Source organism: Shewanella putrefaciens (assembly GCF_016406305.1).
Lineage (GTDB): Bacteria > Pseudomonadota > Gammaproteobacteria > Enterobacterales > Shewanellaceae > Shewanella > Shewanella putrefaciens_C.
Map to the genome: position 1 here is coordinate 1,686,205 of NZ_CP066369.1, position 24,151 is coordinate 1,710,355.

23 protein-coding genes and 1 other RNA gene are annotated in these 24,151 nt (G+C 46.9%); 13 read left to right on the forward strand and 11 right to left on the reverse strand.

From position 1 onward, the window contains the following. Positions 1 to 16: 16 nt before the first annotated feature. The 5 genes from clpP (at position 17) to JFT56_RS07225 (ending at position 7,106) form a co-directional block, all read left to right on the forward strand. On the forward strand, positions 17 to 625 hold the full coding sequence (gene clpP, locus JFT56_RS07205) for an ATP-dependent Clp endopeptidase proteolytic subunit ClpP (RefSeq protein ID WP_007647146.1): 609 nt from the start codon (positions 17 to 19) through the stop codon (positions 623 to 625). An 85-nt stretch (positions 626 to 710) separates the two neighbouring features. Continuing rightward, positions 711 to 1,991, forward strand: a complete 1,281-nt coding sequence (clpX, locus tag JFT56_RS07210) for an ATP-dependent protease ATP-binding subunit ClpX (RefSeq protein WP_198782991.1) — start codon at positions 711 to 713, stop codon at positions 1,989 to 1,991. A gap of 132 nt (positions 1,992 to 2,123) precedes the next feature. Beyond that, complete coding sequence (gene lon, locus JFT56_RS07215; RefSeq protein ID WP_198782992.1) at positions 2,124 to 4,481, forward strand: endopeptidase La; 2,358 nt, start codon at positions 2,124 to 2,126, stop codon at positions 4,479 to 4,481. A gap of 260 nt (positions 4,482 to 4,741) precedes the next feature. Then, positions 4,742 to 5,014 carry a nucleoid-associated protein HU-beta gene (gene hupB / locus JFT56_RS07220; RefSeq protein WP_006081127.1) on the forward strand — a complete coding sequence of 91 codons (273 nt, stop codon included), beginning with the start codon at positions 4,742 to 4,744 and terminating at the stop codon, positions 5,012 to 5,014. 226 nt (positions 5,015 to 5,240) lie between these two features. Beyond that, on the forward strand, positions 5,241 to 7,106 hold the full coding sequence (locus tag JFT56_RS07225) for a SurA N-terminal domain-containing protein (RefSeq protein ID WP_198782993.1): 1,866 nt from the start codon (positions 5,241 to 5,243) through the stop codon (positions 7,104 to 7,106). Positions 7,107 to 7,221: 115 nt separating this feature from the next. On the opposite strand, the gene JFT56_RS07230 is transcribed toward JFT56_RS07225, so the two are convergent. The 8 genes from JFT56_RS07230 to pspF all read right to left on the reverse strand — a co-directional run bounded on the left by JFT56_RS07230 (position 7,222) and on the right by pspF (position 15,335). Then, positions 7,222 to 7,434: a TOBE domain-containing protein gene (locus tag JFT56_RS07230; protein ID WP_198782994.1), complete on the reverse strand. Its 213-nt coding sequence runs from the start codon at positions 7,432 to 7,434 to the stop codon at positions 7,222 to 7,224. Between the two features lie 121 nt (positions 7,435 to 7,555). Beyond that, positions 7,556 to 8,758, reverse strand: a complete 1,203-nt coding sequence (gene fabV / locus JFT56_RS07235; protein ID WP_198782995.1) for an enoyl-ACP reductase FabV — start codon at positions 8,756 to 8,758, stop codon at positions 7,556 to 7,558. 105 nt (positions 8,759 to 8,863) lie between these two features. Beyond that, positions 8,864 to 9,649 carry an ATP-binding cassette domain-containing protein gene (locus JFT56_RS07240; RefSeq protein WP_198782996.1) on the reverse strand — a complete coding sequence of 262 codons (786 nt, stop codon included), beginning with the start codon at positions 9,647 to 9,649 and terminating at the stop codon, positions 8,864 to 8,866. Next, complete coding sequence (locus tag JFT56_RS07245; RefSeq protein ID WP_198782997.1) at positions 9,630 to 10,637, reverse strand: oligopeptide/dipeptide ABC transporter ATP-binding protein; 1,008 nt, start codon at positions 10,635 to 10,637, stop codon at positions 9,630 to 9,632. Before JFT56_RS07245 ends, JFT56_RS07240 begins: the two co-directional genes overlap by 20 nt. A gap of 3 nt (positions 10,638 to 10,640) precedes the next feature. Beyond that, positions 10,641 to 11,531 (reverse strand): ABC transporter permease subunit, encoded by an 891-nt coding sequence (locus JFT56_RS07250; protein ID WP_198782998.1) that lies wholly within the window; start codon positions 11,529 to 11,531, stop codon positions 10,641 to 10,643. Further along, on the reverse strand, positions 11,518 to 12,549 hold the full coding sequence (locus JFT56_RS07255; RefSeq protein WP_198782999.1) for an ABC transporter permease subunit: 1,032 nt from the start codon (positions 12,547 to 12,549) through the stop codon (positions 11,518 to 11,520). Before JFT56_RS07255 ends, JFT56_RS07250 begins: the two co-directional genes overlap by 14 nt. Continuing rightward, complete coding sequence (locus JFT56_RS07260; RefSeq protein WP_198783000.1) at positions 12,549 to 14,174, reverse strand: ABC transporter substrate-binding protein; 1,626 nt, start codon at positions 14,172 to 14,174, stop codon at positions 12,549 to 12,551. Before JFT56_RS07260 ends, JFT56_RS07255 begins: the two co-directional genes overlap by 1 nt. Before the next feature lie 69 nt (positions 14,175 to 14,243). Next, positions 14,244 to 15,335, reverse strand: a complete 1,092-nt coding sequence (gene pspF, locus JFT56_RS07265) for a phage shock protein operon transcriptional activator (RefSeq protein WP_198783001.1) — start codon at positions 15,333 to 15,335, stop codon at positions 14,244 to 14,246. A gap of 177 nt (positions 15,336 to 15,512) precedes the next feature. Between pspF and pspA the strand changes: the two genes are divergently transcribed. From pspA to ffs, 8 genes are all read left to right on the forward strand, one after another. Next, a complete protein-coding gene (gene pspA, locus JFT56_RS07270) occupies positions 15,513 to 16,196 on the forward strand; it encodes a phage shock protein PspA (RefSeq protein ID WP_198783002.1) in 684 nt (227 codons plus the stop codon). A gap of 17 nt (positions 16,197 to 16,213) precedes the next feature. After that, positions 16,214 to 16,453, forward strand: coding sequence for an envelope stress response membrane protein PspB (gene pspB / locus JFT56_RS07275; RefSeq protein WP_007647182.1), 240 nt, complete (start codon positions 16,214 to 16,216; stop codon positions 16,451 to 16,453). Beyond that, a complete protein-coding gene (pspC, locus tag JFT56_RS07280; protein ID WP_198783003.1) occupies positions 16,440 to 16,826 on the forward strand; it encodes an envelope stress response membrane protein PspC in 387 nt (128 codons plus the stop codon). The genes pspB and pspC overlap by 14 nt, the downstream gene beginning before the upstream one ends. Positions 16,827 to 16,939: 113 nt before the next feature. Then, positions 16,940 to 18,400: a YcjX family protein gene (locus tag JFT56_RS07285; RefSeq protein WP_198783004.1), complete on the forward strand. Its 1,461-nt coding sequence runs from the start codon at positions 16,940 to 16,942 to the stop codon at positions 18,398 to 18,400. Continuing rightward, positions 18,397 to 19,629: a YcjF family protein gene (locus JFT56_RS07290; RefSeq protein WP_198783005.1), complete on the forward strand. Its 1,233-nt coding sequence runs from the start codon at positions 18,397 to 18,399 to the stop codon at positions 19,627 to 19,629. The genes JFT56_RS07285 and JFT56_RS07290 overlap by 4 nt, the downstream gene beginning before the upstream one ends. A 317-nt stretch (positions 19,630 to 19,946) precedes the next feature. Further along, positions 19,947 to 21,140 carry a methionine gamma-lyase gene (megL, locus tag JFT56_RS07295; protein ID WP_198783006.1) on the forward strand — a complete coding sequence of 398 codons (1,194 nt, stop codon included), beginning with the start codon at positions 19,947 to 19,949 and terminating at the stop codon, positions 21,138 to 21,140. Positions 21,141 to 21,371: 231 nt separating this feature from the next. After that, positions 21,372 to 21,737 carry a ComEA family DNA-binding protein gene (locus JFT56_RS07300; protein ID WP_198783007.1) on the forward strand — a complete coding sequence of 122 codons (366 nt, stop codon included), beginning with the start codon at positions 21,372 to 21,374 and terminating at the stop codon, positions 21,735 to 21,737. 262 nt (positions 21,738 to 21,999) lie between these two features. Further along, an RNA gene (gene ffs, locus JFT56_RS07305) (signal recognition particle sRNA small type) lies at positions 22,000 to 22,097 on the forward strand. 98 nt (positions 22,098 to 22,195) lie between these two features. Here the strand turns inward: ffs and JFT56_RS07310 are convergent. From JFT56_RS07310 to JFT56_RS07320, 3 genes are read right to left on the reverse strand one after another with little or no spacing between them, the layout of a single operon-like run. After that, positions 22,196 to 22,480, reverse strand: a complete 285-nt coding sequence (locus JFT56_RS07310; RefSeq protein ID WP_007647196.1) for a late competence development ComFB family protein — start codon at positions 22,478 to 22,480, stop codon at positions 22,196 to 22,198. Positions 22,481 to 22,513: 33 nt separating this feature from the next. Continuing rightward, positions 22,514 to 23,422, reverse strand: coding sequence for a histone deacetylase (locus tag JFT56_RS07315; RefSeq protein WP_198783008.1), 909 nt, complete (start codon positions 23,420 to 23,422; stop codon positions 22,514 to 22,516). 29 nt (positions 23,423 to 23,451) lie between these two features. Beyond that, a complete protein-coding gene (locus JFT56_RS07320; protein WP_198783009.1) occupies positions 23,452 to 24,144 on the reverse strand; it encodes a DUF2057 domain-containing protein in 693 nt (230 codons plus the stop codon). Between the last annotated feature and the right edge of the window lie 7 nt (positions 24,145 to 24,151).

Genomic DNA, 24,151 nt, shown 5'->3' on the forward strand with positions numbered 1-24,151 from the left:
TTTAGGGAAGTGAATAATGCATAATGCGTCAGACATACAAAGTGCTTTAGTGCCTATGGTGATCGAACAGACTGCTAAGGGTGAACGTTCATACGATATTTATTCTCGTCTATTGAAAGAGCGGATTATCTTTTTGGTGGGTCAAGTTGAAGAACATATGGCTAACCTGATTGTGGCGCAGTTGTTATTCTTGGAATCAGAAAGCCCTGATAAAGATATTTTCTTATATATCAACTCACCCGGCGGCTCAGTGACTGCGGGTATGGCGATTTATGATACCATGCAATTTATTAAGCCTAACGTGAGCACTGTGTGTATTGGCCAAGCGGCCAGCATGGGCGCTTTCCTGTTAGCGGGTGGCGAGAAGGGTAAACGTTTCTGTTTGCCAAACTCTCGGGTGATGATCCATCAACCACTGGGTGGTTTCCAAGGTCAGGCTTCCGATATCGCTATTCACGCACAAGAAATTATCGGCATCAAGAATAAGCTCAACCTGATGCTTGCCGAGCACACTGGCCAGCCACTCGAAGTGATTGAGCGTGATACCGATCGCGACAACTTCATGAGTGCGACTCAAGCCGTGGATTACGGTTTAGTTGACGCCGTGATGACAAAACGCGGCTGATTTTTGCTTTTGACTGGGCTATGCTCTGTAAAAGGTTAAGCAAGTTTAAGACTGGCAGTAGAGCAGACTGCAAATGAGGTAATTAATGGGCGACAACAAAAATAATGGTGACAGCGGTAAATTGCTGTACTGCTCTTTTTGCGGTAAGAGCCAGCATGAAGTGAGAAAACTGATTGCTGGTCCATCTGTATACGTATGCGATGAATGCGTTGAATTATGTAACGACATTATTCGTGAAGAGATTAAAGAGATCTCTCCAAAACGTGATAACGATAAATTGCCAACGCCACATGAGTTGCGTGCGCATTTAGACGATTATGTGATTGGCCAAGACCGAGCTAAAAAAGTGCTCTCTGTTGCGGTTTATAACCACTATAAGCGCTTAAAAAATTCATCACCTAAAGATGGGGTTGAATTAGGCAAAAGTAACATTTTGCTGATTGGCCCAACGGGTAGTGGTAAAACGCTGCTAGCAGAGACTCTGGCGCGCTCATTAAACGTACCTTTCACCATGGCCGATGCCACCACTTTGACCGAAGCGGGTTATGTGGGTGAAGACGTTGAGAACATCATTCAAAAATTGCTGCAAAAGTGCGATTACGATGTTGAGAAAGCGCAGCGCGGTATCGTTTATATCGATGAAATCGATAAAATTAGCCGTAAATCAGACAATCCATCGATCACCCGTGACGTTTCGGGTGAAGGTGTGCAGCAAGCACTGCTAAAGCTGATTGAAGGCACTGTTGCCGCGGTTCCACCCCAAGGTGGCCGTAAGCATCCGCAGCAGGAATTCTTACAGGTAGATACCTCTAAGATCCTGTTTATCTGTGGTGGCGCGTTCGCTGGGCTTGAAAAAGTGATTGAGCAGCGTGCCCACGTTGGCTCGGGTATCGGTTTCGGTGCGCAGGTAAAAGGCGAAAAAGAGAAGGCGACGATTTCTGAAACCTTATCTCAAGTTGAACCCGGTGATTTAGTCAAATATGGCTTGATCCCTGAGTTTATCGGACGTCTACCTGTGGTTGCGACGCTGACTGAGCTGGACGAAGAAGCCCTAGTGCAAATTCTATCTCAACCTAAAAATGCCCTGACTAAGCAATACAGTGCGTTATTTGAGATGGAAGGCGTAGAGCTTGAGTTCCGTGAAGATGCACTAAAGGCGATTGCCCATAAAGCCATGTCCCGTAAGACAGGTGCCCGTGGTCTGCGTTCAATTGTTGAAGGCATTTTACTCGATACTATGTACGACATTCCTTCAACCGAAGGCGTGGTGAAGGCCGTCGTTGATGAGTCTGTGGTCAATGGTGAGTCTGCACCTATCCTGATTTATGAGCGAAATGAGGCTCAAGCAGCTTCCGGCGAGCAATAATCGTACTGTTTGAAAATAAACTGAAAAACAAGGAGCCCAATGGGCTCCTTTTTTCGTATTGACCATTGAAACTGATTAAACCGTCCCAATATACTCCATTATCAATCCCATTCACCAAAACGGAATCGAACTATGACCCTAGAGCGTGAAGCGCATATCGAACTCCCCGTGCTGCCACTGCGAGATGTGGTGGTCTATCCCCATATGGTAATTCCGTTGTTCGTTGGCCGAGAAAAATCGATTCGTTGTCTCGAAACGGCAATGGCCCAGGATAAACAGATTATTTTAGTGGCGCAGCGAGATGCCGAGCTCGATGAACCCACCAAAGATGATATTTTCGATGTTGGTACAGTTGCCTCTATTTTGCAGTTATTGAAATTGCCAGATGGTACGGTAAAAGTGCTGGTTGAAGGTGGCCGTCGCGCCCGTATCACCCGTTATACCCAAGAGACTGAATTCTTTGTGGCTAAGGCTGAGTATCTGGAGTCAGAGCCGCTGGAAGACAAAGAAGAAGAAGTGCTAGTGCGCAGTGCCATTGGTCAGTTTGAAGGTTATATCAAGCTGAACAAGAAGATCCCGCCAGAAGTCTTAACCTCTTTATCGGGTATCGATGAAGCGGCGCGTCTGGCCGATACTATGGCCGCACACATGCCACTTAAGCTTGAAGACAAGCAGTCTGTGCTTGAGATGGTCAACGTCGGCGAACGTCTGGAATATTTAATGGCGATGATGGAATCGGAGATCGACCTACTGCAGGTTGAGAAACGTATCCGCACCCGCGTTAAAAAACAGATGGAAAAAAGCCAGCGCGAGTATTATCTGAACGAACAGATGAAAGCTATCCAAAAAGAACTGGGTGACCTAGATGAAGGCCATGATGAGTTTGAAGCCTTAAATCGTAAGATTGAAGAGGCTAACATGCCAAGCGAAGCGAAGGAAAAAGCCTTAGCCGAGCTGAACAAATTACGCATGATGTCACCCATGTCGGCGGAAGCTACAGTTGTGCGCAGCTATGTGGATTGGATGACATCAGTGCCTTGGAGCCAACGTTCTAAAATCAAACGTGATTTAGCTAAAGCCCAAGAAGTGCTCGATACCGACCACTATGGTCTGGAAAAGGTTAAAGAACGTATTTTGGAATACCTCGCGGTGCAGAGCCGTGTTCGCCAGCTTAAAGGACCAATCCTGTGTCTCGTTGGGCCACCAGGTGTGGGTAAAACTTCGCTCGGTCAATCCATTGCTAAGGCAACGGGTCGTAAGTATGTGCGTGTTGCCTTAGGCGGCGTGCGTGATGAAGCGGAAATCCGCGGACATCGCCGTACTTATATTGGCTCTATGCCGGGTAAAGTCATTCAAAAGATGGCTAAAGTGGGTGTGAAGAACCCGTTATTCCTGCTCGATGAAATCGACAAGATGAGTTCTGATATGCGCGGCGATCCCGCTTCTGCGTTATTAGAAGTATTAGATCCTGAGCAAAACGCGACCTTTAACGACCATTACCTCGAGGTCGATTACGACTTATCCGATGTGATGTTCGTGGCCACGTCTAACTCTATGGACATTCCTGGGCCGCTGCTGGACCGTATGGAAGTCATCCGTCTGTCGGGTTACACCGAAGATGAGAAGTTAAACATTGCTAAGCAGCATTTGTTGACCAAACAAATCGAGCGTAACGGTCTAAAAGCCAATGAAATCCATGTGGATGACAGCGCGATTGTCGGCATTATCCGCTATTACACCCGTGAAGCGGGTGTGCGTTCGCTTGAGCGTGAATTATCTAAGATTTGCCGTAAGGTCGTGAAAATGATCCTGCTCGACAAATCAGTCAAGTCGGTGACTGTCAATCAAGAGAATCTTAAGTCTTTCCTTGGGGTGCAACGTTTTGATTACGGTAAAGCGGAATCGAAGAACCAAATCGGTCAAGTGACGGGTTTAGCTTGGACACAGGTAGGCGGCGATTTACTCACCATTGAAGCTACCTCAGTGCCAGGTAAAGGCAAGTTGACTTACACAGGCTCCCTTGGCGATGTGATGCAAGAGTCGATTCAAGCGGCGATGACCGTTGTTCGCGCCCGCGCCGAGCAGTTAGGTATCAACGGCGACTTTTACGAGAAGCGTGATATCCATGTGCATGTGCCAGAAGGTGCAACGCCTAAAGATGGTCCATCGGCTGGTGCGGCCATGTGTACCGCTTTAGTTTCAAGCTTAACGGGTAACCCAGTACGTGCCGATGTAGCCATGACAGGTGAAATTACCTTACGTGGTGAAGTGTTACCTATCGGCGGTTTGAAAGAAAAACTGCTGGCAGCACACCGCGGTGGCATAAAATTAGTGCTTATTCCAAAAGAAAACGAGCGTGATTTGGAAGAAATTCCTGCCAATGTGATTGCCGATTTAGAAATTCGCCCCGTGCGTTGGGTCGATGAAGTGTTAAAACTGGCCCTAGAAAGACCAGTTGAAGGCTTCGAAGTGGTTAAAAACTTGGCATAACGCAAGAAAATGCGCTACCACGCTAAAAAAAGTGAAAAAAGGGGCTTAACAAAGCGCAGACCTGTGGTAGCCTAGGTCTGTGGAGAGCCAGCTGCTCCAAGCCCTTGGCGCAACTGGCTTTGAGCTGTATCCAGTTTTATTTCTTTGGTTTTCGAACTCAGCTTGAACTTTGAATTCAAGCTTGTTATAAAAGCCTCCGCAGACCGCTCTAGAGACGGATTTGGTTGCGGCGCAAAAAAAATTACATTCAAGGGGATGACATGAACAAATCTGAACTAATCGAGAAAATCGCTTCTGGTGCTGACATTTCTAAAGCCGCTGCTGGCCGTGCACTGGATTCTTTTATCGCTGCTGTGACTGAAGGTCTGAAAGAAGGCGATAAAATTTCTCTTGTTGGTTTTGGTACTTTTGAAGTGCGTGAGCGCGCTGAGCGTACTGGTCGCAACCCACAAACGGGTGAAGAAATCAAAATCGCAGCAGCAAAAATTCCTGCATTTAAAGCAGGTAAAGCTCTGAAAGACGCTGTCAATTAATTTTTGATATCGTAGCCTTTGTAAGGCATTCGTAATGATAAGCACTGTTTAATCAGTGCTTTTTACGAATTGAAAGTAATGGATTTTGACGTTTTACATCAACCATTACTCGGGGTTTTAGCACTTACCTGTGGTAGCGTCTGAATTATCCCCATAAATTACAGAAAGGCGCATCTCAAACTGATGCGCCTTTTTATTTTGTTAATCGCAACAAGCGAGAAATCTGATGTTAGAAAAGATCCGCGACGGTTCGCAAGGCGTGATAGCTAAAGGCATTCTCGTACTTGTGATTTTATCTTTTGCATTTGCAGGTGTCAGTAGCTACTTAGGCTCAACAACTGACGTACCCGCCGCAGAAGTCAATGGTGACAAGATCACTAAAGCCGAGTTAGAGCAAGCCTACCAGAGTGAACGCTCTCGTATGGAGCAACAACTGGGTGAAATGTTTGCTGCATTATCTGCCGACGAAAAATACCTAGAAAGCATAAAGCAGAGCGTGTTAGAACGTTTAGTTGCCGACAAACTCATCGACCAAGCCGCACATGCTATGGGCCTGAGAGTGTCTGATGAGCAAATTATTGCTGCTATTAAAACAGAACCTGCTTTTCAAACTGACGGTAAATTTGATAACGAACGTTATCAAGCGATTTTGCGCCAGTTAGGCTATCAGCCACAAACCTTTAGAAGCATGATGCGCGTCGATATGACTCGTCGCCAGCTGACTGCGGCCTTAGTGGGGACAGAGTTTGTGTTACCCGGTGAAGCTAAGCAATTAGCCGAACTGCAAGGTCAAACCCGTGATATTCGTTACTTGGTGGTGGATTCTGCGCCATTCCTTGCTAATGCCAGTGTTACCGATGAGCAAGTGAAAAACTACTACGATGCTAACCAAGGGCAATTTATGAGCCCAGAAAAGGTTAGCCTAGAGTATGTTGAGCTAAATGCGGCTGATTTTGCTAAAAATAGCCCTATTTCGGACGAAGAAGCGCAGGCTTATTACGATGAGCACAAAGCCCAATATGTGGCGAATGAAAAGCGTCTAGCGGCTCATATTCTGGTCACTATCGATAGCGATGAAGCTGCTGCAAAAGCCAAGGCGGAAGATTTGGCTAAGCAATTAGACAATGGCGCCGATTTTGCTGAATTAGCGAAAGCTAACTCCGATGATACCCTAAGTGCAGAGCAGGGCGGTAAGCTGGAGTGGTTTGAACCCGGTGTGATGGACCCAACCTTCGATGCCGCGTTATTTGCGTTAAATAAGGGTGAACATTCAGGGGTTGTTAAAACCGATTTTGGTTTCCACATTATTAAATTACTCGATGTGCAAGCGGGTGCAACAGTGCCTTTTGCCGACGTGAAAGCTAAAATTGTGGCCCAGTTGCAGGACAAGAAGGCTGTCGACCAATTCTACAGTTTGCAAAGTAAGTTGGCCGATACCAGCTACGAGGTACCAGATACCTTAGCTGAAACGGCAAAAGCCGTAGGTATTGCGGTTAAAACCACTGCACTCTTTTCCCGCGATGATGTTCCCGCTGAGTTTAATAAGCCGGATTTTGTGAAGGCAGCCTTCTCTGAAACTGTGATGTTAAAGGGCTTGAACAGCGAAGTGATTGAACTTGCGCCTAACCACGTGATTGTTATCCGTGCCAAAGAGCATCAGGATGCAGGCACTTTGCCATTAGCGACTGTGAAGGCCGATATCACGGAACGTTTGAAGCAAGATCAGGCGAACGATGCCGCCCGTGCGAAAGCGCAGGAAATACTGTCACAGGTTAAAGCGGGTGCGACCGATATCGCGCTAATCGCTAAAGCTAAATTGGGCCGTGGTGAGCAAACTATTGACCCTGCCATAGTGGGTAAAGTGTTCCAAATGCCAACACCGAGTACGACCTCTGTGGTAGATACTGTGGCTTTAGCCAATGGTTATGCCGTGGTTGCGCTGGATAAAGTCAATGCCGCTGAGAGTGTTAGCGATGAGCTAGTCAATGCGCTTAAGCAACGTTTGAACGCGCAATACAGTGAAGCAGACTACCGTGGCTTGATCGACTCACTCAAAGCCAATGCCGAGGTATTGTACCCGGTAGAGGGTTAATCTAAGTATGGATAGCGGCCAAGGCTGTTATCCTCTAATAGATTGAATAAAAAGGCCAAGTGAATTCACTTGGCCTTTTTTGTTAGCGTGTTTCTCTAGGATTTAAATCGAAGGATTAATCATCCACTCCAATCATAACGCTGCTCGCTTTGATAAGTGCATAAGCTGAATCGCCAACTTTAAGCCCTAAACGTTCGCAGGATGCTTTAGTAACCACAGAGGTGAGCACTACGCCCGGTGCGAGTTCAATCGTGACCTCGTTATTCACTGAGCCGATTTCGATGGCGGTAATTGTGCCACTAAGGGTATTGCGTGCACTGATCTTCATTTTTTGTCCTTATGCTACCTGTGAAAAGTCATGCTAGTTTAGCTTATCGACCTAGTTTTGCAGCAAATAAAAACGCCACCCGAAGGTGGCGTTTAGTATTAACGCTGGTAATTCACGGGAATTAGAGTTCGATCACATCAAATTCAACGTAAGGATTTACATCCGCGTCGTAATCAATCCCTTCAATGCCAAAGCCGAAGAGTTTAATAAATTCAGCCTTGTATTCTTGATAGTCAGTAAGCTCAGAGAGGTTCTCTGTGGTGACTTGCGGCCATAAATCGCGACAATGTTGCTGAATATCTTCACGCAGTTCCCAGTCGTCTAAACGTAGGCGATTGTCGCTGTCGGTTTCAGGCTTGGCACCGTCGGCGCGGAACAGACGCTCGCTGAACATACGATAGATTTGCTCCATACAACCTTCGTGGAGTCCTTCTTGGCGCATTTTCTTAAATACCATAGCGATATACAGTGGCATTACAGGGATAGCTGAACTCGCTTGAGTCACAACGCTCTTTAGTACCGCTACATTCGCGCTACCACCGGTTGCGGACAGTTGCTCATTTAAGGCTTTTGCTGCGCGGTCCAGATCCATCTTGGCCTTGCCAAGGGCGCCATGCCAGTAGATTGGCCAGGTCAGCTCAGTGCCGATATAGCTATAGGCTACTGTTTTGCAGTTATCGGCTAAGACACCGGCTTCTGATAAGGCTTTAATCCACAGTTCCCAATCTTCGCCGCCCATAACAGTGACGGTATCGGCAATTTCCTGCTCAGTTGCGGGCTCAACGGTCGCTTCTATAATGCAGTCTTTATTGGTATCAACGGCAGTTGCGGTATAGGTTTCGCCAATGGGTTTTAAAGCTGAGCGGATAAGCTCACCTGAATCTGGGTGTTTGCGCACAGGGGAGGCCAGTGAGTAAACGACCATATCGATTTCGCCGAGATCTTGCTTAATAAGCTCGATGACTTTTTGCTTTGCTTCATGGCTGAAGGCATCGCCGTTAATGCTTTTTGAATACAAGCCTTCGGCTTTTGCAAACTTATCGAAGGCGGCAGAGTTATACCAACCGGCCGTGCCAGGTTTGGACTCTGTACCTGGCTTTTCGAAGAACACGCCAATGGTCGCCGCATCGCTACCGAAAGCGGCGGCGATACGTGAAGACAGACCGTAACCGCTGGATGAGCCCACTACTAAAACCTTTTTAGGGCCATTCGCGATTTTGCCTTTCGCTTTGGTTAAGGCGATTTGTTCTTGAACGTTTGCTTCACAGCCAACGGGATGGGTGGTGGTACAAATAAAGCCACGAATTTTTGGTTTGATAATCATGTTTAAGCTTCTTCTATCAAAATAGCCAATAGGATAAATATTTCAGCGAGTAAATGGCATCTATTTTTAACCAATTCGCCTGATTATTTAAGTGGTTGGAGCAGTTTAACGCTTGTGGACAAACAGGCTCTGCTCTTGGATCAGCCTCTGGGTGTATTCATGTTGTGGCGAGTTAAATATCTGTTCTGTGGGGGCTTTCTCAACCATAACCCCCTTATGCAACACCATAATTTTATCGCTAACATGGCGAATAATATTGAGATTATGGGAGACAAAGATATAAGACAAGCCGAGATCTTTTTGCAGTTTCAGTAATAAATTTAGAATTTGTGAGCGTACAGAAAGATCAAGAGCCGTTAAGGCTTCATCGGCAATAATAATCTTAGGGTTGAGCATAAGAGCCCGTGCAACCGCGACCCGTTGTTTTTGGCCTTCGGAGATCATATGCGGATAGAAATCAGCATGTTCCGGCAATAAACCAACTTTCCTTAAGGTGTCTATGACCTGACTATGACGCTCTTTGGCCGACAGTTCAGTGTTAAACCGCAGTGGCTCATCGAGCAACTGACCAATAGTGAGCCTAGGATTGAGTGAAGTATTCGGATCTTGGAAAATCATCCTGATCAAGCGGCAACGCTGTTTGATGTTGCGGCTATCTAAGGCTTCACCCTCGAAGTAAATTTCACCGCCGCTGCGGGGCTCTGCACCGACTAATATGCGCGCAAGAGTACTCTTACCCGAGCCAGCTTCACCGACTATGGCTAAGGTTTCGCCACTATTGAGCTCAAAAGAAACGGGGGCTAATGCATCGTTATATTGGCGTGAAAAGCCTCTATAACCCGTATCATATCTTTTATAGAGATCGTTAACTTTAAGCAGTGGGGTCGTCATTTGTTGTTTCGCCGTGGTAAGGGAAATGGCATGCAAAGTAGCGGTCTTTGATATGACTCAAATTTGGCTGGTTAACACATTTCTTTTGTGCTTCGGGGCACCTTGGCCCTAGGCGGCAACCAATGGGAAGATGTTGTAGCGCAGGTGCTGAGCCTGGGAGTGTTGGCATGATAGCCTTGTGCGCTTTGATGCCCGAGTAGTCAGGCATATTATCGAGTAATGCCTTAGTGTAGGGATGATAGGGGGTGGCAATTAATTCCTCGGTTGGCCCCGACTCCATCACTTGGCCACAGTAGAGTACCGACAAGTGATCGCACCACTGGGCTAAGGTTTCAAGCTCATGGCTGATGATTAAAATCGACACATTTTGCAGTTGATTGAGTTGGGAGAGCAGGCGAAAAATCTGAGCCTGAGTGCTAAGTTCCATGGAGTTTGTCGGTTCATCGGCAATCAACAATCGCGGTTGATTGGCGACGGCCATGGCGATCATTACTTTTTGGCATTCCCCCTCGGATAATTCCCAAGCGTAGCTCGCCATGACTTTTTGTGGGTCTTTAATGCCGACCTTATGTAGCCATTTTTGAGCGGTGAGTTTGGCATGTTTATGCTTTTGCCAAAAATAGGCTTTGGGATTTTTGGGCATAGCCTGCATCAACTGACTGCCAACCGTTTGGGCTGGGTCGAGACTACCTGAGGGATCTTGGAAAATCATCGCTATATCTGAGCCCATCAGATTGCGGCGCTCCTTTGAACTCATCGCCATCAGATTATTGCCGTCCCACATCATGCGATCGGCGGTAATAGTCCAATTGGGGCCTGGGATCCCAAGAATGGCTCTGGCCAACAAACTTCGTCCAGAGCCGGATTCACCGACTAGGCCATGAATTTCCCCCGCATTGAGCGTTAGGCTGACCTTTTCGAGTGCCCGCACTCTGCCGTGGGGCGTATCGAGTTCAATCGTTAGATTTCGTACGTCGAGTAAAGGCATAAGTTAGTTTCTGATGGGCGCAAGCGCCGACCGTAGGCCATCGCCAACCAAGTTAATGGCCAGCACACTAAAAAGAATTGCTAATCCCGGAATAGTAACCGTCCAAGGAGCGGTCAATAAATTATCTATACCTTGAGCCACCATGGCTCCCCATTCCGGGCTTGGCGCCTGTGCCCCTAAGCTTAGGAATCCGAGGGCGGCTATGTCTAAAATAGCGGCAGAAATGGCCATAGTTGTTTGAATAATCACGACTTCCCAGACGTTTGGCATGATGACATACCAAAAAATCTGCAGTGAATTAGCACCATCTAAACGGGCTGCGGTTACGTATTCTTTTTGTAATTCTTCATGCACAGATTGATGAATCGAACGCACAAACTGGGGCGTTAAGGCGATACCGACGGCCCAAAACACATTTTCAAGCCCTGGCCCCATCACGGCCACCACTAAAATGGCCATCAAAAGTGAAGGAATTGACAGCAACGCATCGAGTAAGTGACCGAGGATACTGGATTTTAAGCCGCGCATCATGCCGGACAATGAGCCGATTATAAAACCTGTCACTAGGGCGGTAATTACGATTAAAAGTGCCATGCCGAAGGTCAAATGGGCACCGTGCAGTAAACGGCTAAATATATCGCGGCCGAGATCATCAGTCCCTAAAAAATGAGCAACTGTACCCGAAGGGTCCCAAGATGGCGGTAATAATAACGCTTTAGGATCTTGGGCTTCTGGGGGAAAAGGCGCAATCATAGGGCCAAACAGGGTTAGCAAAAGCAGGAATGCAATCGTCCACAGCCCCGCCAAGGCAAAAGGGTTGGCCGAAAAATTTTGCCATACCCGCATCATAGGGGAGGCGATTTGATCTTCTTGATAGATTTTAACTGGCGGCATAAAGGTCTTTTCTGCTCAGTGGATTGAAGACAGTATGCAATACTTCAATCAAGATACTTAGGAAGATGATCAGCAAGGCAACGGCCAGAATACCCCCTTGGATAACAGTATAATCCCGTTGATAAATTCCCGATACCAACCATGATCCGACCCCCGGCCAAGAGAAAATCATTTCGACCACAATGGCATAGCTGGCAAAGGCGCCCAGCATTAACCCTAGGTGCTTAAGCACAGGGATTAAGGCATTGGGTAAGGCATGGCGCAGAATAATAGTGCCAGTGTGCATTCCCCTGGCTTCGGCGGCGCGAATAAAGGTTTGATTCATCACATTCATCATGGCGGAACGGGTGCTGCGAACGACCACGGTAAAAGGTAAAACGGCTAAGGTTGTTGCGGGTAAGACAATATGTAACAGCGCATCTTTAAAGGCTGACATGCTGTATTGTGACTCAGAAAGTAAGATATCAACTAACATAAAGCCTGTGATTGGCTTGATTTCATACAACAAATTAAGCTGTCCTGAAATAGGTAACCAGCCGAGGTCGACCCCAAACCAGAGTGACAGATAAAGTCCTAACCAGAAAACGGGCACTGAATAGCCCGTAAGAGTAATGGCCATAATCGTGTTCTGGGTGAGTTTATGTTGACTTTGAGAGGCTAAAACCCCGAGCGGTACCCCTAAGCCAATGGCAATGATTGCCGCCATAATCGCTAATTCAAATGAGGCGGGAAGGACGGCGCGTAATTCTTCGGCAACGCTTTGGTGAGAGGTGACCGATACCCCTAAATTCCCGCTTAATCTTTGTTGCAAATACGCAAAAAATTGCAAAGCTTGATTGTCATTTAATCGGTAATCTTGCTCTATTTGCACCAGTTGGCTTGCCGTAGGGGCATGAATGCCCGTCAGTGCAAAGCTTCGCTCAACGGGAAATAATCCCGTGCTGTAAAACAGCACCCCAATCATCACCAAGGATGTCGCAAGAAAGAGATAAAGGCGCCGCAAAAGGTATCTGAACATCAGTGAGCCTCCAGCGGAGCTTGGCTGGTTTGAGAAAAGGAAATGCCACCAAAGGGAGTGAGTTGCATGTTTTGGACATTGCTACGGGTTAAGGCAACACGTTTGGCGTGGGCTAAACTCACCATAGGCACTTGGTCTGCTAGAAAGGCCTCGGCCTCTTGGTAAATGGCTTTACGTTCTGCCTGGGTCGACACTTCTCGTGCCCTATCTAAGATGGCATCAAATTGGCGGTTACACCAGCGAGAGCGGTTGTTGTTCGACTGCATTGCCGAGCAGCTAAGCAACGGAGTAAAGAAATTGTCGGGATCGCTGTTATCGGCATTCCAGCCAATGAGCACTGAGTCATATTCATCGCGGCTGAGCCTTTGACTAAATACACTCCAATCAAAACTAACAATGTTAACCTTTACGCCGATATTCGCTAAATCAGATTGAATTAACTCAGCAGTTTTCAATGCATTAGGATTATAAGCTCGGGCTACTGGCATGGCCCAAATATCGATACTGAGATTTTTTATCCCTACTTCTTTGAGTAAATCCCGAGCTTTTTGTGGGTTGTAATCATTCAGGCCTTTATTGTTATCGTAGGCCCAAGAGGCGGGTGGCAGCACCCCTGTGGCCTCAATGGCGGTATTTTGGTAGACAGCCCGCAGGATATTCTGTTTATCGACCGCATAGGCGAGTGCGCGGCGGACGCGGACATCATCTAGCGGCGGTTTTTGGGTATTAAAGGCCCAGAATGCGACGTTGAGTCCAGGTTGGGATTCAATGGTTAATTCGCTATGTTGTTTGATGACGGGTAGTTCACCCGCCTTAGGGAGTGCTGAAACGCTGCAATCCCCTGCGATAAGTTTAGCCAGCCTGACCGTGCTTTTTGGGGTGATATCAAATACTAGCATATCGATTTTTGCGGGCTCGCCCCAAAAATCGGGATGACGGCGATAGCGAATATATTCGTTTTTAGCGTATTGGACTAAGGTAAATGGCCCTGTACCTATGGCAAAGTGATCGACGTTTTCAGGGTGACCTAGGGCTAACTGCTGCTGGGCATATTCAGCGGATAAGATCACCGCAAAGTCGGTCGCTAGATTTGACAGAAAAGAGGCGTCTTTGCGGGCTAAATAAAAAACGACTTCATGGTCATTAATCTTTTTTATTTCTTTGACTTGCGCTGAAAAGCCAATGCTTTGGAAAAAGGGATATCCAGTATGAGAGACCCTATGGTAAGGATGTTGAGGGTCAATGATACGATTAAACGAAAATAACACATCGTCGGCATTAAAAGTGCGAGAAGGGGTAAAACGCGATGAGTTTTGGAATTTGACATTCTCCCTGAGGACAAACCGGTAGCTTAGTCCATCCTCCGACATTGACCATTGGGTTGCCAATGCCGGAACGAGTTTGCCCGATTGAGTATCGTAGTCGACCAAGCGGCTATAAATTTGGTGCGAGGTGGCGTCGATAGTGGTGCCAGAGGTCACCAACTGCGGATTAAAAGACTCGGGATTCCCTTCGGAGCAATACACCAAACCAGAGGGAAGTCGTTGGGGGCCACACGCGACCAACAACCAACTCATGCAGCAAACTGCAGTTGTTAGGCACAGGCGTCTAATTAGCACACTCATTTATAAATCATTATTTTATCGACTATGAAGTGCTATTTTAGCAGTGCATCTCCCCCGTGGGCAATCTGCTTATGCTTTATCGAGCAAATTGTATTTTTTAAGGATGCCACGCAGCTGGTGATAGCTTAATCCTAAAAGCTCAGCCGTCTTTTTCTGATTATATTGGCTGTTTGAGAGTGCCTGCTGCAGCAAGTCCATCTCGTACTTCTCCGTTTGCTCTTTGAAATCCAGCGGGAAATTAAAAGTATTCATTGCAGCATCATTGTTGGTAACCGCTGCCGATTCGAGTGTTGGTACTACTTGGGGCGTTGCGGCCACCGTTGCTGGCGCGACTAAAGGCAGTTGACGCTCGCGGGTCTTGACCCGAGTTTTAGGCCGATAGGGTGATGCAAAGGGGTCGAGGGTAATATGATCGATGGGTCTATTTTCACCACCATTGCGATAGACGCTACGCTCGACCACGTTTTTCAGCTCACGGATATTACCCGGCCAATCGTGGCTCATTAATTGCTCGATCGCGCGGGCGCTAAATCCACTAAAGAGTTGCAGCTTTAATTGGCGGGCCATGCCAACGGCGAAGTATTCCGCCAGCGTCATAATGTCTTCAGGACGACAACGCAGCGGCGGCAGCGTGATCACATCGAAGGCAAGCCTATCGAGTAAGTCGGCACGAAATTCGCCTGCGTCAGCAAGCGAGGGCAGATCTTCGTTGGCGGCGCAGATTAAACGAACATCACTTTGCACGGTTTTACTGCCGCCGACCCGTTCAAATTCGCCATATTCAATAACACGTAATAGCTTTTCTTGGATGAGACCTGAGGTATTGGCTAATTCGTCGAGGAATAAGGTGCCGCCGTCGGCGCGCTCAAAGCGGCCTTCATGTTTACCTTTGGCGCCAGTAAAGGCGCCAGACTCATGGCCAAATAATTCACTCTCGAGTAAATTTTCACTCAAAGATGAACAGTTTAGCTTAATAAAACTTTGATCCCAGCGCTTAGACAGATAATGTAAGCGTTCGGCAATCAGCTCTTTACCTGTGCCACGTTCACCAATAATCAGTACGGGTTTAGACAGGGGCGCAATTTGCGACACATGTTCTAACACTTCGAGTAGGGCGTTGGATTGACCGATAAGGTTGTCTTGCTGAAATTTATTATCCACGATATTTTTTAGTCTTTCGCGCTAAAAATTGGTGAAAATGATAATAAGTGGCTTGGAGCGTAAAAGGAAGTAAAAGTTAATTTTTTGTTTAACTTGCTGTATTTTAATAATAATTAAAAGTTGGCACGGTTAGTGTATTACCCTATACGAGACCAACATCAATTTGAGGATAGGATTATGGGAATTTTCTCTCGTTTCGCCGATATCATTAACTCTAATATCAGCGCATTGCTGGATAAAGCCGAAGACCCAGAAAAAATGGTTCGACTGATTATCCAAGAAATGGAAGACACACTCGTTGAAGTGCGTTCGACCTCAGCTAAAGTATTAGCTGAAAAGAAAGAGCTGCAACGTCGTATCAACCGCGTGTTAGAGCAAGTGCAAGATTGGCAAGATAAGGCTGAACTGGCACTGTCGAAAGACCGTGAAGACTTAGCGAAAGCCGCTTTAGTTGAAAAGCAAAAAGCGACTGGTTTAGCAGACACGCTGAATCAAGAATTAACTGTTATTGATGAGCACATTGCACGCTTGAAAGATGAAGTGAGCATGCTGCAGGAAAAGCTGCTCGACGCTAAAGCACGCCAAAAGACCATTATTCTGCGCACTCAAACCGCGTCATCGCGCTTAGAAGTGAAAAAGCAGTTAGATTCAAGCAAAATCGACAACGCTATGCTCAAGTTTGAACAATATGAGCGCCGTGTCGAAGGCTTAGAAGCCCAAGTTGAATCCTACGATCTTGGCGGCAAAAAGACCTTAGCCGATGAGTTTGCGGCGCTGGAAGCGGAAGACTCTGTGAATGCAGAACTGGCAGCGCTCAAAGCCAAGGTAAAAGCTAAAGCGCCAACTAAGTCAAAAGAATAACAATTCAGAGGTGAGTTATGGATATGGACGTACTGATGGCGCCGATTATTATTTTCATGGTGATAGTCGCGCCAATATGGTTAGTTCTTCATTATCGCAGTAAGCGACAAGTGAGCCAGGGACTCACTGAGGAAGAGTTTTCACAACTCAATGATTTGATTGCCAAAGCCGATAAAATGGCGGCACGCATTGAAACCTTAGAGGCCATTCTGGATACAGAATCGCCCGAATGGAGGGGGAAAAATGAGAGGATCTAATGGCCGTACTTTGTACCGCATTCCCCAGTCCGGTAAAATAGCGGGTGTATGTGCAGGGATTGCCGAGTACTTTGCGATTGAAACTTGGTTAGTGCGTGTATTGACTGTGTCTATCTTCTTACTCGGTGGCTCAGGTGTGGTGTTTATCATCTATGTTGCCCTGTGGGTGATTTTAGACATCAAGCCTCAAAAGTCGTACGATAGGGACGATATCGAGGTGAAGAAGAAGCCGTGGCAGTCGGGGGAGCCCGCAAAGCAAGCACTGAGCGACGTGAGTCGTCAATTCCGAAATTTGGAAGTCAGGCTGCAAAATTTAGAACGCCACGTCACCTCTGACAACTTTGATTTAAAAAGACAGATCAATAGTTTGTAACCCTTCTAAAGGGCGGCCATGTCCGCCCTTGTTGCTTAATCTCTTCTCTATTCCAGTGTATAGTCAACATTACTTGACATAAGTTAACCTCATTCGACATAAGGGAAGTCTCTATGGGAATGCTTGATGCCTCGCTCCATAAATTGACCCAAAAGGGCCAATCCCTGTTACATCGCACTGCGGACCGGCATTTACGTTTGGCGGTGACTGGGCTTTCTGGTGCGGGAAAAACCGCGTTTATCACTGGGTTAGTCAATCAGTTACTCAACTCTGGCCCTGTATCTAGCTTAACCCATGCCCGTACTAACAGTGCTTTGCCACTTTGGCAGGTGAGCCGTGAGCAGCGTTTACTCGGGGTTAAGCGTGCCATGCAGCCGGATCTGGAAATCGCCAGTTTTGATTACCAAGGCGCCATGTTAGCGCTCACTTCCGAACCTGCGACTTGGCCTGCCTCCACCCGCACTATTTCAGAGTTACGCTTGGCGATTAAATACCAGCCGCAAAAGGGCTTGCTGGCCAAGTTTTCCGATACCGCGACCTTATATTTAGACATAGTCGATTATCCCGGCGAATGGTTACTCGATTTACCTATGCTGCGTCAAGACTTTGTCCAGTGGTGTCGTGCCCAGCAAGTTCGCATCGAGAATCTTAAAAGTTCACCCTTATATGCCCAGTTTGAGCAATCCTTAACTGCGTTGGATCTAGCCGCTAGCGCCGATGAGCAGCAATTGAAACTGATTGCCGATCAATATCAGTTATTACTCAATGATTTAGTGCACGTGCAAGGGTATTATCAGGCGCAACCCGGGCGGATGTTATTGCCGGGCGAATGGCAGGGCGCACCTTTATTGGCTTTTTTCCCCCTGTTATTTGTCAGTGATGAAAAGTTCACTGCGCTTTCGCAAAGCGACAAACACAGTGGCTTCCATGTGCTTGAAAAACGCTATCATGAATACGTCGCTAAAGTGGTTAAGCCTTTCTATAAAAACCATTTTGCCGGTTTTGACAGGCAGTTAGTACTCGTTGACTGTTTTAGTGCGTTGAATCGCGGTAAAAAGCAATTTGAGGATATGGGCGCGGCGCTCAACGCCATTATGGAAAGTTTCCATTTTGGCCAATCGAGTTATTTACGGCGTTTATTTGCCCCCCGCATCGACCGTTTATTGTTTGCCGCGAGCAAGGTTGACCATGTGACCCGTGATCAACAGGGCCATGTGCTGTCCCTGTTAACTGATATGTTGAAACACAGCCAGCATTTTGCCAGTTTCGATGGTTGTAAAGTGGAGACAATGGCGATTAGCGCCATCAAGGCGACTCGCCATGGCATGGTGACAACCCAAGAGGGCGAGGTGGAAGTCGTGCAGGGGACGGGACTCAACGGTAAAGCCCTGACCTTATTTCCCGGCGAAGTGCCTACTCGCTTACCTGAAGCGCATTTTTGGCGTGACCAAGGGTTTAACTTTGTCGGCTTTGCACCGCCAAACAATGTCAATGTCGATCCCTCTCAAGTGCACTTTGACCATATTCGTCTCGATCATCTGCTGCAGTACTTACTGGGAGATAAGTTGGAATGACGTTAAAGTTATCGGATAACCCAAATGAACAGGCTGCCAAAACATCTGAAAAGCCAGTTGAACACTGCGCGGAACAATCTGTCGAACAAAAGCCGCTGAAAAAGCAGTTGCTGTTTGATCCACAAGTCGTTGAGCTTAAACCCAGCAAAGAGGAACTCAAAGGAGCAAAAGCTTTTGATCCCTATACGCCAGTGCAAGAAGTCGCTACTGATATTGAGGAATTAATGGATGCGACATTGTCTGCCCATCCCAATATCATCGACGTTAAATCCGTATCGCCTCAACTGGTTAAATCACGCCGTTGGTCTTGGCTCGCCCGTTTAGCGGTGTCGAGTTTAATACTGCTCGTAGTCGTTCAAACGGGATTAGGACTGAGGGATGCTTGGCTTGAGAGCCCTTGGTTGTTCAGTTTTTATGGCATGGTGCTTGGGGTCGTCAGTGCGTGGGCATTGGCGGGCGCCGTCAGTGAATACCGTAAGCTTAAGCGGCTCAAACAGGTCGCCGATACCCAAGAAACGGGCGCTAGACTAGCCCAGAGCATGCAAATGGGTGAAGCAGACAGCTTTATCGATAATATCGTTTGCCACTATGAAGACAGCCAAGGTGTGCAGCAACTTCGCCGTTCATTAAAGGATGACCATAATGATGCCGAGAAAGTCTTGTTATTCGAGGACTTAGTGTTGACTGAGCGGGATGAACTGGCCAAAAAAGTGGTGCGGCGATATGCGGCCGAATCGGCAGTTTTATTAGCCGCCAGCCCGTTAGCCGTGCTCGATATGGCAATTATCCTCTGGCGTAATCAACGTATGCTGCGCGATGTGGCCCGCTGTTATGGCATAGAGCTGGGTTACTGGAGCCGAATTAAACTTATCCGCAGCATTATCATTAATATTATTTATGCGGGCACCAGTGAGTTAGTCACAGATTTAGGTACGCAGCTGTTATCCGTTGAAATGACGGGTAAATTGTCTGCTCGCTTAGCTCAAGGCTTAGGGGGCGGTATGTTAACGGCGCGCCTTGGATACCAAGCCATGGCGCTGTGTCGGCCGATTGTGTTTAGGGAAGACCAAAGGCCTAAATTGTCTAAAGTGCATCAGGAATTGTTAATTGAGCTTAAGCAGTTTTCAGGCAAGCTGTTTACTAAGGAAGGCCGAGACGCATTAAAAGGCCAGTTCGCCGATGTTGATGTCAAAGTATCTCGTTCGGCTAAAGATAATCCAAGAGAGTAGATGCTTTAAATATCAAATAGTGTCTGATTTAAAGGGGTGAAAATAGATGCGCTAGTGGATTTATTCCTTAGCGCATTTTTTATGATTTTTTGCCGAGATTGAGTATCCATGTAACAAGTTTATTACACTTGGCGCTCGGCTATTTTCGCCATGCTACTGGCTTAAGTGTTTGGCCGCGTTATGGTAGGGCTTATTCGATAGGGCTAATGTTTCATTAACTTATCTATTGAATTGTCCATAACGCGGGCATTGAACATCCTAAACGAACAATCAATCAACAACGGGAATCGCTCAATGCCAATTACAAGGAGCTAGGTATGCAAGATGAGTCAGGCAAGATGTGGAAGGCGGCAACACAGGTTATTCATGGCGGTCACGAACGGGAGGCCTTTGGCGCCTTAGTGACGCCGCTTTATCAAAGTGCAACTTTTGTATTTGAGTCGGCTAAGCAAGGTGGTGAGCGATTTGCGGGCAATGAGCCAGGGTATATTTATACTCGCTTAGGTAATCCGACAACCGCCGAGCTTGAACGTAAAATGGCGATTTTAGAAGGGGCCGAGGCCGCCGCCGCGACCGCATCTGGTATGGGAGCGGTATCCGCCGCATTATTGGCAAACCTGCAGATGGGCGATCATTTAGTGGCGTCCAATGCCGTATACGGCTGTACTTTTGCGTTAATGACGTCCCAGTTTGCGCGCTTTGGTATTGAAGTGTCCCTAGTGGACTTTTCATCTCTGGCAGAAATAGAAGCGGCAATTAAATCCAATACTAAGGTCATTTTCTGTGAAACCCCAGTTAATCCCCATTTGCAGGTGTTTGATTTAGCGGCAATTGCGAATATTGCCAAACGTCATCAGTTGGTCAGTATTGTCGACAATACTTTTATGACGCCATTACTGCAGCGGCCGCTCGATTTTGGTATCGATTTGGTGGTCCACAGTGCGACTAAGTATTTAAATGGCCATGGTGATGTGATTGCGGGAATAGTGTGTGGCAGTGAAGATCAGCTCCATAGAGTGAAGTATGAAATCTTAAAAGATATAGGCGCTGTCATATCGCCCCACGATGCTTGGCTTATCCTACGCGGCCTTAAAACCTTAGATGTGCGTTTACAACGCCATTGCGATAGTGCCCAGCGCGTGGCGGAGTTTTTAGCACAATACCCAAGTGTTACGCGAGTGTATTACCCCGGACTTAAATCCCATCAAGGGCATCAATTTATGGGTAAGCAGATGAAACGCGCCGGTGGGGTGATCGCGTTTGAGTTGGCGGCAAATCTAGAACAAGCCATGGCCTTTGTGGGGTATTTAGAGTTATTTTCTATCGCGGTGAGCCTAGGGGACGCTGAATCCCTCATTCAACATCCGGCATCAATGACGCACTCTCCCTATACGCCAGAGGCGAGGGCAGAGGCTGGGATTGGCGATAATCTACTGCGAATTTCTATTGGTTTAGAGGATTGTGATGACATTATTGCCGACCTAAGCCAAGCCTTAGGGAGATTGGCATAATGGTAAAGTAGCGCATTTAACTGCGGTAAAAATGGGGGCTAGTTGGCGCCCCATTTTTATGAGTAAGCATTGGCGTTATTTTATGATTAAGCATGCCTGAATAGGCCTTAAGTTTAGTGATAGATAATATTTATTGTGGTGATTTGGTAATTCAGCAGACCTTAGTCTATTTTTGATTTGAGGCCACGGAAGTAGGATGAAAGGCCGAATATCATGGAAAGAGGAACTATTATGAAAACCACACTCAATATAACGGCTATTGTGAGTGCCATTGCGCTTACTGCATTAGTAGCCATCCCTGCAATCGCAGCGGATCCCGTCAAAGAAGCCACTAAAGTACAGACTCAAGCAAACATGGATGTGAAAGATGCGGCATCGGAAGCGAAAAAAGCGATGCCTGATACCGCACAAGTCAATATCAATACCGCCTCCTCTGAACAGTTGCAAATGCTGAAGGGGATCGGCGCCGCTAAGGCCCAAGCCATCATAGATTATCGTACTCAGAATGGTAAGTTTAAGGCGGTCGATGATTTAGCGAATGTATCGGGTATAGGTGCAAAATTGATTGAACAGAATCGACATTTGATAAAGATCTGAGTTAATAATCCGCATCGGCTAATGATTAATTGAGCGTACTAACGATGAAAAAGCCTACAAATGTAGGCTTTTATCATTTAAATACTATGCATACACTATGGTGCACACAATGGTTTGCCTATAGATTGTCCAGTTAAGCGGGATATTTGCCAAATGGGTGGATTAGCACTTGATCCCTTAGGTGCCATAGGGGATAATCCGCGTCGTTCAACTAACCTCCTTACCTAAGGGCACAGGATTGTTATTTGAAGTTATGGTGACCCTAGGGTCCCCCCGCAATGATAACTTGTGAACTCGGCCAGGCCCGGAAGGGAGCAACCGCAGCAAGCGACTCGTGTGCCGGGGTGTCGGCTCTAGGGGAACCTCCAATCTCTGCTCGTTTACTCTCTTTTTAGCAAACTTCCAATTTCTATAACTTCACACTTTATTATTTTGCTAGCGAATACCACCTGCAAAAATTAATATTCTGTTTCTTCCTGCAACCTTTTTTGTAGATTCTGCTTGAGGAAGGCGCGGGATTTTTCCAATGCGGCTTGAATTTCCCGCTTCAACTCCTGCAACTCGTTGTAGTCTTCAAAAAAGTAAGTGTCGACGAGGTGGCGTATATAACGCACGGGCAGTTGGTTGAGGGTTACACAACAGAGATCGGCTAAATAATCCTCTGGCAGTTCATCCATAAGTCCTTCATCGGATAACATTTCCATTAAGAGAACTTCGTAATAATTACGGATTTCGAGTTGCATCGCTGTGCTCCATGATGGTTTTTATTGAGTGTGCTACCACAAATGGTTTGCCGCAATAAAAAGTTGGCTGTGTCTTTGGCTTAATTGTAGTGCGTCTCTGCTATAACCGCCGCCTATCACAGCTGCAATTGGAATATTTGCCGATTTTGCCATTGATAATACAGTTAAATCCCGTCTGAATAGTCCTTCTTGGCTGATGTTAAGCAAACCGAGATCGTCATCTTGATGAATATCGACCCCTGCATCATAGAGGATGAGATCCGGCTGATGGATCCGAATAAGGAGGGCGAGCGTTTGTTCAACGGTTTCAATATAGGCTTTATCATCGGCGCCCTTAGAGAGCTCAATATCATGGTGGGAGCTTTGTTTACGGCTAGGGAAGTTTTCTTTGCAATGGATTGAGCAACTGATGATCCCATTATGCCTATGGCTCAGGGTAGCGCTACCGTCACCTTGGTGAACATCACAGTCAAAGATGAGCACCCTATGGAGTTGCTTTTCTGCAATAACTTTTTTGGCTGCGATGATTAAATCATTGAAAATACAGTAACCACTGCCAAAGTCGTAGTGTGCATGGTGATAACCACCGGTTAAATGCAGACTAATGCCATGCTCGATAGCGAGTGAGGCCGTGAGTGTGGTGCCCGCCACTGAATGTAAAGTGCGCTCGACTAAGGCTTCACTCCAGGGAAAACCAATTCGTCTGAGCGCCGCGGTTGGCAAAGTGCCGGCGATAAACTGCTCAACATACGCTTTTTGATGCACTTGCATGACATCCTGCGCCGTCATCGCGATGGGTGCGTGAAACTGCGCTGGTGTGGCAAGCTGATTATCGAATAAGTATTGCCGAAGGTTTGCGTATTTAGTGGTGGGAAATCTGTGGTGAGAGGGAAGCGCCAGCTTGGAATAGCTGGCGTGATAAACCAATGGGATCATAGCCAATATCGACTAAACCTTGTTATCGCAAGGTGTTATAGCTGTGAAATCGCCCAGCTCATAAATTCTTTGCGAGTTTTCTCATCGGCTTGTAGCCACCAATACTGCAACATTTGCTGGGGATTGGCTGCCGCTGCCTTAGATGCATCGACAGGTGCCGTTAATGACGTTGCATTGACCGCTGCTTGGGTAGAGGTGGGCGCCGATGCTACCACGACGGCCGCAGCACCTGCAGCTCCCGTTGCCGCCGCAGCCGTACCGGATACATCAACGGCTTGGTTACCACTGAACAGACGGGAAACAAAACTTTCTTCTTCAATATCGGTATTGGCAACTTGGTAGTTGACTTGGCCCTTGTCACTACGGGTTAACACTACCTGTGGGTTTTGAGCATAGGACTTAGGTTTCTTGACCACTTCGCCTTCGGCGGCCTGTAGATGGTATTGATGATCACCATCGACTTCTAAGGTCACGATAAAAGGAGCTGATTTTACAAAGGTTTGGCTATCACTAAAATCATCTTCAACCATCTCATGGTAACGAATGGCGATTTTGTGAGTGCCGGGGGCCAATTCTAAGCTGCTCTTGTGATTAAATACGCTGGACTCGACTTTTTTACCATCGAGGGCAAGGTATTCGAAGGACATGGGAATATTCAGATCTGCAGCAAAGGCTGAGGCAGAGCCGAGTAACACGAGCAGACTACTGATTGGCAAAAGTGATTTCATTATTGTT